Consider the following 15,364-nt stretch of genomic DNA (forward strand, 5'->3'; position numbering starts at 1 on the left):
GCCACAAAACAAAAAAAGCCGCCCCCACCCGGGGGGGGGGGGGGCGCTGGGTCGCCGGGCCCCCCACCCCCCCCCGCCCCGGCCGCACCACCCGCACAGCGTCGGGCCGACCGCTGAGATCTGGATCACCGACAGCAAGAGGTCAAGGTCACAGGCGTCACCTCTGCTGTCGCCGCGGGACTCTGACCTAGCATCCGAGCATGACAGTCCTGCCCAATGACGGGCTCGCGCTGGCCGCCGAGTTCCCTTCCGCGACCCATGACCAGTGGCAGCTCCTGGTAGAAGGCGTGCTGCGCAAATCGGGCAGGGAGGTCTCGAGCGCGACAGCCGAGGACGCGCTGTCCACCGCGCTGGAGGACGGGCTCGCCACCAGGCCCCTGTACACCGCGCGCGACACGGCCACCGATCCCGGTTTCCCCGGATTCGCCCCCTTCGTCCGAGCCGGCCGCCCCGAGGGCAACACCGTCGGCGGCTGGGACGTACGGCAGCGGCACACAGAGGCCGACAACGCCCTGGTGCTCGGGGACCTGGAGAACGGCGTCACCTCTCTGTGGCTCGCCGTCGGGGAGGGCGGCATCCCGGTCTCCTCGCTCGAGAAGGTCCTCGCGGGCGTCTACCTCGATCTGGCGCCCGTCGCCCTCGACGCGGGACGTGACGTCGAGTCAGCGGCCCGGGAGCTGTTCCGGCTGTACGAGGAACGCGGCGTCGTACCGAGTGAGGTACGCGGCAACCTCGGCGCCGACCCCCTCGGCCACGAGGCCCGCACGGGTGCCGCCATGGACTTCGCCCCGGCCGCCTCGCTCGCCCTGCGGTGCGTCGACGAGTATCCCGGGCTGCGGGCGGTGACCGTGGACGCGCTGCCGTACCACGAGGCCGGTGGCTCTGCCGCGCAGGAGCTGGGCGCCTCCCTGGCGACCGGTGTCGCCTATCTGCGGGAGCTGACGGGTGCGGGGCTGTCCGTCGAACAGGCCTGTGCGCAGATCGAGTTCCGGTACGCCGCGACCGCCGACCAGTTCCTGACGATCGCCAAGTTCCGGGCGGCGCGCAGGCTCTGGGCGCGGGTCGCGGAGGTGTGCGGGGCGCCGGGCGCGGGTGCTCAGGTGCAGCACGCCGTCACCTCACCGGTGATGATGTCGCGCCGCGACCCGTGGGTGAACATGCTGCGCACGACGGTCGCCACGCTGGCGGCCGGGGTCGGCGGCGCCGACGCCGTCACCGTCCTTCCGTTCGACCACGCGCTCGGCCTGCCGGACGCCTTCGCGCGGCGCATCGCCCGCAACACCTCGACGATCCTCATCGAGGAGTCGCATCTGTCCCGGGTGATCGACCCGGCGGGCGGCTCCTGGTACGTGGAGAAGCTGACCGACGAACTCGCGCACGCGGGCTGGGAGTTCTTCCAGGGGATCGAGCAGAACGGCGGTCAGGCCGCCGCACTGCGGTCGGGCCGCCTCGGCCAGGACCTGGCGGCCACCTGGGCGGCACGCTCGGCGAAGCTCGCCAAGCGCCGCGAGCCCATCACCGGCGTCAGCGAGTTCCCGCATCTCGCCGAGCGCCAGGTGGAGCGTGTGCCCGCTCCCGCGTCACCGTCCGGCGGCCTGCCGCGGGTACGGCGCGACGAGGCGTACGAGGAGCTGCGGGCCCGCTCCGACGCACACCTGGCCGCCACCGGCGCCCGACCGCGGGTCTACCTGGCCACGATCGGCCCGGCCGCCGCGCACACCGCGCGGTCGACGTTCGTCGCGAACCTGTTCCAGGCCGGTGGCATCGAGCCCGTCACGGACGGCACCTTCGAGGACAGCGGCGCCACCGAGGCCTGCGTGTGCTCCAGTGACGCCCTCTACGAGGAGCAGGCCGCGAGCACGGCCGAAGCCCTCGCGGCGGCCGGGGCCCGGCACGTCTTCCTGGCCGGCCGTCCCGGGCAGTACGCCGGTGTCGACGCCTATGTCTTCGCGGGCTGCGACGCCGTCGCCGTCCTCTCCGCCACCCTCGACCGCATGGGAGTGTCCTGATGGGAATCCCCGACTTCTCCGGAATCGAACTGGGGACGCCCACCACCGAAGGCAGCGCCGACGAGTGGAGTGCCGCCGCAGAGAAGGCCACGGGCGGGAGCGAGGCGTTCTGGGAGACCCCGGAGGGCATCGCGGTCAAGCCGCTGTACACCGGCCGTGACGTGGAAGGCCTGGACTTCCTGGACACGTACCCGGGCAAGGCACCGTATCTGCGCGGTCCGTACCCGACCATGTACGTCAACCAGCCCTGGACGATCCGCCAGTACGCGGGCTTCTCCACCGCCGAGGAGTCCAACGCGTTCTACCGCCGCAACCTGGCGGCCGGCCAGAAGGGCCTGTCGATCGCCTTCGACCTGCCCACGCATCGCGGTTACGACAGCGACCACCCGCGCGTGACGGGCGACGTCGGCATGGCGGGCGTGGCCATCGACTCCATCTACGACATGCGGCAGCTCTTCGACGGCATCCCGCTGGACAAGATGACCGTGTCGATGACGATGAACGGCGCCGTGCTGCCCGTCCTCGCGCTGTACATCGTGGCGGCCGAGGAACAGGGCGTGCCGCCCGAGAAGCTGGCCGGGACCATCCAGAACGACATCCTCAAAGAGTTCATGGTCCGCAACACCTACATCTACCCGCCGAAGCCGTCGATGCGGATCATCTCCGACATCTTCGCGTACACCTCGCAGCGCATGCCGCGCTACAACTCCATCTCCATCTCCGGCTACCACATCCAGGAGGCGGGCGCGACGGCCGACCTGGAGCTGGCGTACACGCTCGCGGACGGTGTGGAGTACATCCGGGCGGGCCGGGAGGCCGGGCTGGACGTGGACGCGTTCGCGCCGCGGCTGTCCTTCTTCTGGGCGATCGGCATGAACTTCTTCATGGAGATCGCCAAGATGCGGGCGGCGCGCCTGCTGTGGGCGAAGATGGTGAAGCAGTTCGACCCGCAGAACGCCAAGTCGCTCTCCCTGCGCACCCATTCGCAGACGTCCGGCTGGTCGCTGACCGCGCAGGACGTGTTCAACAATGTGACGCGTACGTGTGTGGAGGCCATGGCCGCCACACAGGGCCACACCCAGTCGCTGCACACCAACGCCCTGGACGAGGCCCTCGCCCTGCCCACCGACTTCTCCGCGCGGATCGCCCGCAACACGCAGCTGCTGATCCAGCAGGAGTCCGGTACGACGCGGGTCATCGACCCGTGGGGCGGCAGCGCGTACCTGGAGAAGCTGACGTACGACCTCGCCCGCCGCGCCTGGCAGCACATCGAGGAGGTCGAGGCGGCGGGCGGCATGGCGCAGGCCATCGACGCCGGCATCCCCAAGCTCCGGATCGAGGAGGCGGCGGCCCGCACCCAGGCCCGCATCGACTCCGGCCGCCAGCCGGTCATCGGCGTCAACAAGTACCGCGTGGAGACCGACGAGCAGATCGACGTCCTCAAGGTCGACAACTCCTCCGTCCGCACGCAGCAGATCGAGAAGCTGCGACGGCTGCGGGCCGAGCGCGACGAGCGGGTCTGCCAGGACTCGCTGGACGCCCTGACGCGGGCGGCCGGCGGTGAGGGCAACCTGCTGGAGCTGGCGGTGCGCGCGGCCCGGGCGATGGCCACCGTCGGGGAGATCTCCGACGCCCTGGAAAAGGTGTACGGGCGGCACGCGGGCCAGATCCGTACGATCTCCGGGGTGTACCGCAACGAAGCAGGGGAGTCCCCGTCCGTGGACCGCACCCGCACGCTGGTGGACGCGTTCGAGGAGGCCGAGGGCCGCCGTCCGCGCATCCTGGTCGCCAAGATGGGCCAGGACGGTCACGACCGCGGCCAGAAGGTGATCGCGACCGCCTTCGCCGACCTCGGCTTCGACGTCGACGTCGGCCCGCTGTTCCAGACGCCGGGCGAGGTCGCCCGCCAGGCGGTGGAGGCGGACGTGCACATCGTGGGCGTCTCGTCGCTGGCCGCCGGGCATCTGACCCTCGTACCGGCGCTGCGCGAGGAGCTGGCCGCGGAGGGCCGCGAGGACATCATGATCGTGGTCGGCGGGGTGATCCCGCCGCAGGACGTGCCGACGCTGCTGGAGATGGGCGCGGCGGCCGTGTTCCCGCCCGGGACGGTGATCCCGGACGCGGCGTACGACCTCGTCCAGCGGCTCTCCACCGGTCTCGGGCACGCCCTGTGATCGAACTCGACACCTACGTCAAGGGTGTGCTCGACGGCAAGCGGGCGCTCGTCGCCCGCGCCATCACGCTCGTCGAGTCCACCCGGCCCCAGCACCGGGCACTGGCGCAGGAGTTGCTGACCGAGCTGCTCCCGCACAGCGGGAAGGCGCGGCGGATCGGCATCAGCGGGGTGCCGGGCGTGGGCAAGTCGACGTTCATCGACGCGTTCGGCACCATGCTGACCTCGCTCGGGCACCGGGTCGCGGTCCTCGCAGTCGACCCGTCCTCCAGCCGTACGGGCGGCTCGATCCTCGGCGACAAGACCCGTATGGAGCGGCTGGCCGTGGACCCGGCCGCGTTCATCCGCCCCTCCCCCACCGCCGGCACGCTGGGCGGGGTGGCCAAGGCGACCCGCGAGTCGATCGTGGTGATGGAGGCGGCCGGCTACGACGTGGTGCTGGTGGAGACGGTCGGTGTCGGCCAGTCCGAGACCGCCGTCGCGAACATGGTCGACTCCTTCCTCCTGCTGACGCTGGCCCGCACCGGGGACCAGTTGCAGGGCATCAAGAAGGGTGTCCTGGAACTGGCCGACGTGATCGCCGTCAACAAGGCGGACGGGCCGCACGCGCGCGACGCCCAGTCCGCCGCGCGTGAACTGGCGGGCGCCCTGCGGCTGATGCACGGCAAGGACGCGGCCTGGACGCCGCCGGTGCTGAGTTGCAGTGCCCGCGAGGGGGCCGGTCTGGACACCGTGTGGGACCGCCTGGAGCAGCACCGCACCCTGCTCGACTCGACCGGCCGACTCGCCGACAAGCGCCGTGACCAGCAGGTCGACTGGACCTGGACCATGGTCCGCGACGAACTCCTCGGCCGCCTGCACGCCGACCAGGCCGTACGGGCGCTCGCCCCCGGCCTCGAACGGCAGGTGCGGGAGGGCGGGTTGACGGCCACCCTCGCGGCGGAGCGCATCCTGAAGGCGTTCGGCGGCACGGGCCACTGAGTCGCGCGCGTGGTGACGGGGTGTCACCCCGGCCCCCGCCCAGGCCCGGTTCACCGGTCAGGTCGGTCGGCCACCGGATACGGGATGAAGGTGCTGGTGTCCTGGTCGATGCGCAGCGGGCTGCCGAGGGGCGGGGCGGCACGCTGGGGGCAGTCGAGTCGCTCGCAGACGCGGCAGCCCATGCCGATGCGCGTGGCCGCGGCGGCGTTGCCGAGATCGAGGCCGTCGGAGTAGACCAGTCGCCGGGCGTGCCGGATCTCGCAGCCGAGGCCGATGGCGAAGGTCTTGCCGGGTTCGCCCCAGCCGCCGCGGTGCCGGGTGATCGCCCGCGCGGTCCACAAGTAGCGCTGTCCATCGGGCATTTCGGCGATCTGGACGTGGATGCGGCCGGGGACCGCGAACGCCTCGTAGACGTTCCACAGCGGGCAGGTTCCGCCGGCCCGGGAGAAGTGAAAGCCGGTGGCCGACTGCCGCTTGGACATGTTCCCGGCCCGGTCGACCCGGACGAAGGAGAAGGGCACCCCGCGCAGCCTCGGACGCTGGAGCGTGCTCAGCCGGTGGCAGACGGTCTCGTATCCGAGGCCGTAGCGGTCGGTGAGGCGCTCGATGTCGTAGCGCGCCTCCTCCGCGGCCGCGTGGAAGCTGCGGTACGGCAGGATCAGCGCCGCGGCGAAGTAGTTCGCGATGCCGATGCGGGCCAGGTCGTGGGCGGGTGAACCGGGCTCGAAGTCCTCGGCGGCCCGGTGGTCGAGTTCATCGCCGTACTCGAGCATGGCCAGTTGGGTCGCCATGCGGAAGGCGCGTTGCCCGGGGCGCAGTCTGCCGGACAGATGGAGAGTGCGGGTCCCCCGGTCGAAGTGGTGCAGGCGGTCTCCGGCCGCGCCCGCCGTCCGTACGCCGTGCCCTTCGGCGAGCCGTGCCGTCAGGGCGCGGACGACGTCGCCGGGCCGGATGCCGATGCGCTCCGCCAGGTCCTCCGCGGCGAGGTCGCTGTCGTGCAGGTAGTTCTGGCGGCGGTAGAAGAAGTCCCGGATCTCCTCATGGGGCGAACGGGGCGTCTCGTGCTCGCCGTCCCGGCCGTCCGAGGCACCGGTGAGCCGTTCGGCCAGGAGCTGGTTGCGGCGGCCCAGATCCAGCAGGACGTTCGCCACCCCCGGCATCCGCGAGGCCAGTTCGGCGAGGTCGGACGGGGACACTCTGGCTTCGGTGATCTCCCCCGCCAGCGTCTCCCGCAGGTCCGCCAGCAGCCGGGTGGTGTCGCGCTCGGAGAAAAAGCCGGGGTCCACCCCGAACGCCTCGGTGAGCCTGAGCAGGACCGGAACGGTCAGCGGCCGCGAGTCGTGCTCCATCTGGTTCAGATAGCTCGGCGAGATGCCCAGGAGGCGGGCCAGCTCGGCCTGGTTCATCCGGCGTTCCTCGCGCAGCCGTCGCAGGCGCGCTCCCGCATAGGTCTTGCTCACCGCGTGTCCTCCGTGCTCCGGGCCCGGTCAGCCTACCCGAGCACGCCGATCGCGCACCCTTCGCAACATTGGCAAACGACGGCTGGAAGATTCGCAAAAGTTGGCACGCATCCCCGGTTGATGGCACTCAGTGCCAGTGCCAGAGTCTGAGTGCGGCCCGCCGGACCCCGGCGGTCACCGCCCGGAACCGGGGCGCGATTCAGCCCTGACGTCGGAGAACCCGGCAAGGGCGGCACCTCGCACCGGCAGCATCGCTCACCCGCGCCACCCTGCGTGACGGCGGGCCGCACTCCAGCAGAACGACACACAGTGCCACCTGTGTTCGCCAGAACACCGGGGTTGGCAATCCGTACAGAACGAGGAGACGGTGACAGTCATGGCAGAGGCGACGACGCAGGCGGTCGAGGAACTCGCACGGCGCTGGGCCACCGACCCCCGGTGGAAGGGCATCGAGCGCACCTACGGCGCCGGGGACGTGGTCCGGCTGTCCGGCAGCGTCCGTGAGGAGCACACCCTGGCCCGGCGCGGTGCCGAGCGCCTGTGGCGCCAACTCCACGAACGGGACTACATCCACGCGCTCGGCGCGCTCACCGGCGGCCAGGCCGTCCAGCAGGTCAGGGCGGGCCTCCAGGCCATCTACCTGTCCGGCTGGCAGGTCGCCGCCGACGCCAACCAGGCCGGCCACACCTACCCCGACCAGAGCCTGTACCCGGTCAACTCGGTGCCGCAGGTGGTCCGCCGGATCAACAACGCGCTGCTGCGCGCCGACCAGATCGCCACGGCCGAAGGCGGCACGGACACCACCGACTGGCTCGCGCCGATCGTCGCGGACGCGGAGGCCGGGTTCGGCGGCCCGCTCAACGCGTTCGAACTGACCAAGGCGATGATCGCGGCCGGCGCGGCCGGTATCCACTACGAGGACCAGCTCGCCTCCGAGAAGAAGTGCGGCCACCTCGGCGGCAAGGTCCTCGTTCCGACCTCGCAGCACATCCGCACCCTCAACGCCGCCCGCCTCGCCGCCGACATCGCCGACGTCCCGACCGTCATCGTCGCCCGCACGGACGCTCTCGCCGCCAACCTGCTCACCAGCGACGTGGACGAGCGCGACGCCCGGTTCGTGACGGGCGAGCGGACGGCCGAGGGCTTCTACCGGGTGCGGAACGGTATGGCGCCCGTCATCGCCCGCGGCCTGGCGTACGCGCCGCACGCCGACCTTATCTGGGTCGAGACCGGCACCCCCGACCTCGCCCAGGCCCGTGAGTTCGCCGAGGCGATCCACGCGCGGTACCCGGACCAGATGCTCGCCTACAACTGCTCGCCGTCCTTCAACTGGAAGGCCGCCCTGGACGACGACCGGATCGCCAAGTTCCAGCGGGAGCTGGGCGCGATGGGCTACCGCTTCCAGTTCATCACCCTGGCCGGGTTCCACTCGCTCAACCACGGCATGTTCGACCTGGCCCGCGGCTACGCCGAACACGGCATGACCGCCTACGTCGATCTCCAGGAGAAGGAGTTCGCGGCCCAGGCCGACGGCTTCACCGCCGTCCGGCACCAGCGCGAGGTCGGCACCGGCTACTTCGACCTGGTCTCCACGACCGTCAACCCGGCCTCCTCCACGACCGCCCTGACGGGGTCCACCGAGGAAGAGCAGTTCCACTAGGACCCGCCCCCCGGGGCGCCGACCGCTCGCCCCCGCCTTCGGGCGCCGACCGCTCGCCCCGGCCGAGCTGGGGTCGTACGACCTTCCCCGTCCGACCCCCGCTCCCTCCTTCCTTCTGGAGAACCCGATGTCCACCACCGCACTGACCCACCGCCTCCGTGTCCTCGCGGCACCGGGCGACCGGCACGACGAGATCCTCACTCCCGCCGCGCTGGACTTCCTCGGCAGCCTCGTCGCCGCGTTCGGCGAGCGCAGAAGGGAGTTGCTGAAGGAGCGCAGGCGACAGGCCCTGCGCATCGCCGCCGGCTCCCCGCTCGACTTCCCCATCGCCACCTCCGCCGTCCGCGCCGACCCCACCTGGCGCGTCGCGCCCGCGGCACCGGGCCTGACCGACCGGCGCGTCGAGATCACCGGACCACCGGACCGCCGTATGGCGATCAACGCCCTCAACTCCGGTGCACGGGTGTGGATGGCGGACTTCGAGGACGCCACGGCACCGACCTGGGACAACGTCATCGGCGGCCAGCTCACCCTGCTCGACGCGCTCGAGCGCCGCATCGACTTCACCACCGAGGACGGCAAGGAGTACCGGCTGGCCGGCCGTGACCGGCTCGCCACCATCGTCGTCCGGCCGCGCGGCTGGCATCTCACCGAGGAGCACCTGGAGTTCGACGGCGCACCGGTGCCCGCCGCCCTCGTCGACTTCGGGCTGTACTTCTTCCACTGCGCGCGCCGTCAGATCGACGCCGGGCACGGGCCGTACTTCTATCTGCCGAAGCTGGAGAACCGGTACGAGGCGCGGCTGTGGAACGACGTCTTCGTCACCGCGCAGGAACTCCTGGGGATCCCCCGGGGCACGGTCCGGGCCACCGTCCTCATCGAGACGATCACCGCGGCCTTCGAGATGGAGGAGATCCTCTACGAACTGCGCGAGCACAGCTCCGGTCTCAACGCGGGCCGCTGGGACTACCTGTTCAGCCTGATCAAGACCCTCGGCCACCGAACCGACTTCCTGCTGCCCGACCGGGCGAAGGTCACCATGACCGCGCCCTTCCTCCGGGCCTACACCGAACTGCTCGTGCGCACCTGCCACAAACGGGGCGCTCATGCCATCGGCGGCATGGCGGCCCAGGTGCCGGGCAAGGACCCGGCCGCCCACGAGGCGGCGCTCGCCAAGGTGCGGCTGGACAAGGAGCGCGAGGCCGAGGACGGGTTCGACGGTTCCTGGGTCGCCCACCCCGGGCTCGTGCCGGTGTGCCGTGAGGTGTTCGACGGCGTGCTGAGGGACCGGCCCGATCAGATCGACCGCACCCGGGACGACGTGTTCGTCACCGGCGCGGACCTGCTGTCGGTGCGCCGGATCAGCGGACCGCCCACGCCCGAGGGCGTGCGCACCAACATCGCGGTGGCCCTGCGGTACTTCTCCGCCTGGATGCGAGGCCAGGGAGCGGTCGCCCTCCACGGCCTCATGGAGGACGCGGCGACCGCCGAGATCGCCCGTGTGCAGATCTGGCAGTGGCTGCGGCACCGGGTGATCGACCGGCTGACCGTGCTCGACATGCTCGACGAGGAACTCGCCGCGCTCGGCGCCGAGTATCCGTGGGCGGACCTCGACGAGGTGCGCGGACTCTTCGAACGCACCGCCCTCAGCGGTGAGTTGCCCCTCTTCTTCACGCCGGACGCCTACGCCGGCCACCTCGTGCGCCACGCGGAGCCCCGCTCATGAGCGGCGGCATCCGGCGCGTCGGCGTGGTGGGCGCCGGCCAGATGGGCGCGGGGATCGCCGAGGTCTGCGCGCGGGCCGGGCTGGACACGGTGGTGTGCGAGGCCGACGCGACGGCCGCCCGCGCGGCCCGGGAACGGGTGGCCGCCTCCCTCGACCGGGCCTTACGGCGGGGCAGGCTGGAGCCGGGCGCGGCCCGGGACGCTCTCGCCCGCATGGTCTTCACGGGCAGCCTGGACGACCTGGCGGACCGGCAGCTCGTCGTCGAGGCCGTCATCGAGAACGCCGACGCCAAGACCGAGGTGTTCGCCGCCCTCGACAAGATCGTCGAAGACCCGGCGGCGGTGTTCGCGACGAACACGTCCTCCCTGCCCGTGATGCGGCTCGGCATGGCCACGAGCCGCGCCGACCGTGTGGTGGGACTGCACTTCTTCAACCCGGTGCCCGTGCTGCCCCTGGTGGAGCTCGTGGCCTCCCTGCACACGGCGCCGGAGACCGTCGCCGCCGTGGAGGACTTCGCCGCGCGCACGCTCGGCAAGACGGTGATCCACTCGAGGGACCGGGCGGGGTTCGTCGTCAACGCCCTGCTGATCCCGTATCTGCTGGCGGCCGTCCGGATGGCGGAGTCGGGCTTCGCCACCGCGGCCGACATCGACACGGGCATGGAACTGGGCTGCGCCCATCCGATGGGCCCGCTGAAGCTGGCGGACCTGATCGGCCTGGACACCCTGGCGTCCATCGCCGAGTCGCTCTACGACGAGTTCAGGGAACCCCTCTACGCCCCTCCCCCGCTGCTCCAGCGGATGGTGGAGGCGGGGCTGCTCGGGCGGAAGGCCGGCCGGGGGTTCCACACCTACGACCAGGGCTGAGGACCTGGTGGGAGGCGGGCCGGGGGGCCCGCCCGGCCGCCGGGGTGAGGGTCCCGGCGGCGTCACGGGGGAAGGGCGGGGAGCGCGAGTACGGCGCTTCCCGCCCTGTGGCGTTCCGGACCCCGGGGGTCCCCCACCATCCGGATGGCCGATGTGTCGCCCCTCCGGCCCGTCACCCCGTAGGCTGGCCGATGCAGCTGGTTCGCCCCGTCCGCCAGGCGGAATGCGTCGTAAGAGGGAACCCGGTGGGAATCCGGGACTGCCCCGCAGCGGTGAGTGGGAACGACCGCCGTCATACGCACTGGGCCCGATGAACAGGGCCTGGGAAGCGACGGCCAGTAGGTGTCTCGTACGAACTCCGTACGAAGGGACGTGTCCACGAGTCCGAAGACCTGCCGACTGCCCGCGTACGACCGACTCGTGCGCGGACATCCCGGTGACCTCGTGGGCGGGTCGGCGTACATATCGGGCGGACGTCCGCGCTGTACCGCGGGCCTGTCATCCGTCCGGTTCGTCACCCCTTCGCGCTCTCGTCCCGTTGCCGGGATCTCAGGGATTCATCTCGCGAAGGAGATCTCCGTGACCACCAAGCCCGCAGCCGCGGCAGCACGGGCCACCGTGTACGGCTACCCCCGCCAGGGCCCGAACCGGGAACTGAAGAAAGCGATCGAGGGTTACTGGAAGGGCCGCGTCACCGCCGACGCCCTGCGCGCCATCGCCGCGCAACTGCGTCGCGCGAACTGGCGGGAGCTGGCCGAGACCGGTGTCGACGAGGTGCCGACCGGTGACTTCTCCTGCTACGACCACGTCCTCGACGCCACCGTCATGGTCGGTGCGATCCCCGCCCGCCACCGCGCCGCCGTCGAGGCGGACGCCCTGGACGGCTACTTCGCCATGGCGCGTGGCACCCAGGACGTGGCGCCTCTGGAAATGACGAAGTGGTTCGACACGAACTACCACTACCTGGTGCCCGAACTGGGCCCGGACACCGTCTTCACTTCCGACTCCACCCAGCAGGTGACGGAGCTGAAGGAGGCACTCGCCCTCGGGCTGAGCGCCCGCCCGGTGCTGGTCGGGCCGGTCACCTACCTCCTGCTGGCCAAGCCCGCCCCGGGCGTACCGGCGGACTTCGACCCGCTCACCCTCCTCGACCGGCTGCTGCCGGTGTACACCGAGGTGCTCGCGGACCTGCGCGCGGCGGGCGCGGAGTGGGCGCAACTGGACGAGCCCGCGCTCGTCCAGGACCGCACCCCGGCCGAGCTGAACGCCGCCGCGCGCGCCTACCACGGGCTCGGCGGCCTCACCGACCGGCCGAAGCTCCTGGTCGCCTCGTACTTCGACCGGCTCGGCGAAGCCCTTCCGGTGCTGGCCAAGGCTCCGGTCGAGGGCCTCGCCCTGGACTTCACCGAGGCCGCCGCCGCCAATCTGGAGGCCCTGGCCGCCGTGGGCGGCCTGCCGGGCAAGCGCCTGGTCGCGGGGGTGGTCAACGGCCGCAACATCTGGGTGAACGACCTGGAGAAGTCCCTGGCCACCCTCGGCACCCTGCTGGGTCTGGCCGACCAGGTCGACGTGGCGGCCTCCTGCTCCCTGCTCCACGTGCCGCTCGACTCCGCGCCGGAGCGGGACATCGAGCCGCAGATCCTGCGCTGGCTCGCCTTCGCCCGCCAGAAGACGGCCGAGATCGTCTCCCTGGCCAAGGGGCTCGCGCAGGGCACCGGCGGCATCGCGGCCGAACTCTCCGCCAACCGCGCCGACCTGGCCTCGCGCGCGAACTCGCCGATCACGCACGACCCCGCCGTCCGGGCCCGCGCCGCCGCCGTCACGGAGGCCGACGCCCGCCGGTCCCAGCCGTACGGCGAGCGGGCCGCGGCCCAGCGGGCCCACCTCGGTCTCCCTCTGCTGCCGACCACCACCATCGGCTCCTTCCCGCAGACCGGTGAACTGCGCACCGCCCGCGCCGATCTCCGCACCGGCCACATCGACACGGCCGGCTACGAGGAGCGCGTCCAGGCCGAGATCCAGGAGGTGATCTCCTTCCAGGAGAAGGCCGGCCTGGATGTCCTGGTGCACGGCGAGGCCGAACGCAACGACATGGTGCAGTACTTCGCCGAACAGCTCACCGGTTACCTGGCCACGCAGCACGGCTGGGTGCAGTCCTACGGCACCCGCTACGTCCGCCCGCCGATCCTGGCCGGCGACATCACGCGGCCCGAGCCGATGACGGTGCGCTGGACGACGTACGCCCAGTCCCTGACCGATCGCCCGGTCAAGGGCATGCTCACCGGGCCGGTCACCATGCTCGCCTGGTCCTTCGTCCGCGACGACCAGCCCCTCGGTGACACCGCCCGCCAGGTCGCCCTGGCCCTGCGGGACGAGGTGAACGACCTGGAGACGGCCGGGAGTTCGGTGATCCAGGTCGACGAGCCCGCGCTGCGCGAGACGCTTCCGCTGCGCACGGCCGACCGACCGGCCTACCTGGCATGGGCCACGGAGGCGTTCCGGCTCAGCACGAGCGGCGTGCGTCCGGACACGCAGATCCACACCCACATGTGCTACGCCGAGTTCGGGGACATCGTCCAGGCCATCGACGACCTCGACGCCGACGTCATCAGCCTGGAGGCCGCCCGCTCCCATATGCAGGTCGCCCGCGAACTCGCCGCGCACGGCTACCCGCGCGAGGCGGGACCCGGCGTGTACGACATCCACTCCCCGCGCGTTCCGAGCACGGAGGAGGCCGTCGCACTGCTGCGGGCCGGGCTGAAGGCCATTCCCCCGGAGCGGCTGTGGGTGAACCCCGACTGCGGTCTGAAGACCCGGGGCTGGCCCGAGACCCGCGCCTCGCTGGAGAACCTGGTCGCCGCCGCCCGGGTGGTCCGTGAGGAACTCCCCGGCGCCTGACACCGGGACCGGTCGGCCGGGGAGGCAGCCTCCAGCTGCCTCTCCGGCTCCCTGGCGCCCCGGCTCCCCGCTTCGAGGGAGCGATGACCACGTACCTGTGCCCTGCGTGGTGAGGTCCCGCACAACGCGAGAGGGCCCCCGGTGGTTCCGAGGGGCCCTCTCGCGTTCCGCGGGATTCAGTGCGCGGCCGGCACCGATCGCCCTGACGGGACCGCCGCGGGCTTGGGGTTCAGCATGCGCTCGGCCAACTCGCCGAAGACAAGGCCGAATCCACCCCACAGGGTGGCCTGGATGGCCAGGGCGGAGATCCGGAACCGCCACAGCAGGGTGGCGGGGAAGTCCCCCGGCACCTCGTTGATCGTGGGCAGGAACGCGTACGCCAGGCCGATCGCGACCGCGAAGGCGGCCACCGCGGCGATCGTCGCGTACCAGGTGCCCAGGCCGGGCGCCAGGCGCTTGCCGAGGATGGTGGCGCCGACCGCGAGGAGCACGCTGAGCACCATCATCAGGAAGTACAGGGTGGTCCGCTTGCCGATGGTGTCGGGGTCGCCGACCGACGGCGGATTGGCCGGGTACTTCAGGAACGGCACGACGTACACGGCGAGCAGTGCGGTGCCCGAGAGCAGCAGCGCGGTCGCGCGGGCGCTGAAGCGGCCCACTCGGCCGAGTGCGAAGCAGTAGGCGAGGGCGGCGATGCCGCCGAACGCGATGCCGTAGATCAGGACGCCGGTGGCGAGGCCGGCGGTGGACTGGAGGCTGCGGGAGACGAGTTCGACCTCGTGATCGTGCCCGGAGGCGTGCGCTTCCTCGAAGCCGATCGCGCTGTCGACGCTCGGTTCACCGAGGAAGTAGGCGACGACCAGGGCGAGCAGGCCGGCGGCGAGGCCGGCGAGCATGCCTCGCACGAGCAGGTTTCTTACCGTTGCGGAGTTCATGAGTGTGCGCTGTCCCTCGCGTCAGTGGCAGGGGAAACCGAGCAGGTGGCGGGCGTCGTGCACCCACTCGTGGACGTCCTCGCCGGAGACGACGGCGGTGGCGCCCTGTTCGGCGCCGACGAAGTACAGCAGGACCAGCATCAGGATGCCGAAGAAGACCGCCCAGGGAGCGATCGCGGTCAGCGGCAGCTTGGCGGGAAGAGCGGGGGTGGTGGCTGTCGGCGGAGCGACGGTCTGCGCCATGGCAGGACCTCCTCGGGAGTTCGCGTCCCATCTCGGTGGTGCACAGGATGACGCCTACGGGTCTGACTCACGCGGCGCCCAGCATGGCTGGAGCGTCTCGTTCACAGTGGCGCGACCGTGCCGGATTTCCACCGGCTTCCGTCTTGACGTCATCAATATCGGACCGACCGTACCGCGTGGCGCGTTCATGGCCAAGACCGCACCACCTGCCGTGATCTTCCTCTCGTCCCAGGTGGCGGGTCCCTTGTGCACGGTGGGTCACCGGTGCCGTTTCGGACACTCCCCGGAGAAGTGGTCCGCTGCCCCGCCGCGTTCGGCATCGGCGGCGTACAACTCGGCAGTGGGCAGGCGGAGTTCGACGCGCACTCCGCCAACGGGACACGGACCGCTCGCGGGCACGGGCCCGGTGCGCG

The 15,364-nt window shown here is 71.5% G+C and carries 10 protein-coding genes and 2 riboswitches; of the genes, 7 read left to right on the forward strand and 3 right to left on the reverse strand.

Features of this window, described 5'->3' with window-relative positions:
- The first annotated feature begins 200 nt into the window (after positions 1 to 200).
- Genes ACWD68_RS26435 through meaB form a run of 3 tightly spaced genes read left to right on the forward strand, consistent with a single transcriptional unit; the run spans position 201 to position 5,163 of the window.
- Positions 201 to 2,009 (forward strand): methylmalonyl-CoA mutase family protein, encoded by a 1,809-nt coding sequence (locus tag ACWD68_RS26435; protein ID WP_451808946.1) that lies wholly within the window; start codon positions 201 to 203, stop codon positions 2,007 to 2,009.
- Positions 2,009 to 4,183, forward strand: coding sequence for a methylmalonyl-CoA mutase (gene scpA, locus ACWD68_RS26440; protein ID WP_451808947.1), 2,175 nt, complete (start codon positions 2,009 to 2,011; stop codon positions 4,181 to 4,183). Before ACWD68_RS26435 ends, scpA begins: the two co-directional genes overlap by 1 nt.
- Complete coding sequence (gene meaB / locus ACWD68_RS26445; RefSeq protein WP_451808948.1) at positions 4,180 to 5,163, forward strand: methylmalonyl Co-A mutase-associated GTPase MeaB; 984 nt, start codon at positions 4,180 to 4,182, stop codon at positions 5,161 to 5,163. Before scpA ends, meaB begins: the two co-directional genes overlap by 4 nt.
- Positions 5,164 to 5,213: 50 nt before the next feature.
- Here meaB and ACWD68_RS26450 read toward each other — a convergent pair whose 3' ends face one another.
- Positions 5,214 to 6,623 carry a short-chain fatty acyl-CoA regulator family protein gene (locus tag ACWD68_RS26450; RefSeq protein WP_451808949.1) on the reverse strand — a complete coding sequence of 470 codons (1,410 nt, stop codon included), beginning with the start codon at positions 6,621 to 6,623 and terminating at the stop codon, positions 5,214 to 5,216.
- Between the two features lie 376 nt (positions 6,624 to 6,999).
- Here ACWD68_RS26450 and aceA point away from each other — a divergent pair, with 376 nt between their 5' ends.
- The 4 genes from aceA (at position 7,000) to metE (ending at position 13,773) form a co-directional block, all read left to right on the forward strand.
- Positions 7,000 to 8,283 (forward strand): isocitrate lyase, encoded by a 1,284-nt coding sequence (gene aceA, locus ACWD68_RS26455; RefSeq protein ID WP_451808950.1) that lies wholly within the window; start codon positions 7,000 to 7,002, stop codon positions 8,281 to 8,283.
- A 127-nt stretch (positions 8,284 to 8,410) separates the two neighbouring features.
- Positions 8,411 to 10,009 carry a malate synthase A gene (gene aceB / locus ACWD68_RS26460; RefSeq protein ID WP_451808951.1) on the forward strand — a complete coding sequence of 533 codons (1,599 nt, stop codon included), beginning with the start codon at positions 8,411 to 8,413 and terminating at the stop codon, positions 10,007 to 10,009.
- Positions 10,006 to 10,875, forward strand: coding sequence for a 3-hydroxybutyryl-CoA dehydrogenase (locus ACWD68_RS26465; protein WP_451808952.1), 870 nt, complete (start codon positions 10,006 to 10,008; stop codon positions 10,873 to 10,875). Before aceB ends, ACWD68_RS26465 begins: the two co-directional genes overlap by 4 nt.
- Before the next feature lie 194 nt (positions 10,876 to 11,069).
- Positions 11,070 to 11,289, forward strand: a riboswitch (cobalamin riboswitch).
- A 165-nt stretch (positions 11,290 to 11,454) separates the two neighbouring features.
- Positions 11,455 to 13,773 carry a 5-methyltetrahydropteroyltriglutamate--homocysteine S-methyltransferase gene (metE, locus tag ACWD68_RS26470; RefSeq protein ID WP_451808953.1) on the forward strand — a complete coding sequence of 773 codons (2,319 nt, stop codon included), beginning with the start codon at positions 11,455 to 11,457 and terminating at the stop codon, positions 13,771 to 13,773.
- 176 nt (positions 13,774 to 13,949) lie between these two features.
- Here the strand turns inward: metE and ACWD68_RS26475 are convergent, their stop codons facing one another.
- Positions 13,950 to 14,708, reverse strand: a complete 759-nt coding sequence (locus tag ACWD68_RS26475; protein WP_451808954.1) for a CbtA family protein — start codon at positions 14,706 to 14,708, stop codon at positions 13,950 to 13,952.
- A 21-nt stretch (positions 14,709 to 14,729) separates the two neighbouring features.
- The gene (locus ACWD68_RS26480) at positions 14,730 to 14,951 is read right to left on the reverse strand and encodes a CbtB domain-containing protein (protein ID WP_451808955.1); all 222 of its coding nucleotides are present in this window, start codon (positions 14,949 to 14,951) and stop codon (positions 14,730 to 14,732) included.
- A gap of 56 nt (positions 14,952 to 15,007) precedes the next feature.
- Positions 15,008 to 15,143, reverse strand: a riboswitch (cobalamin riboswitch).
- Positions 15,144 to 15,364 lie beyond the last annotated feature (221 nt).

The sequence above is a fragment of the Streptomyces sp. NPDC005141 genome (assembly GCF_053599975.1).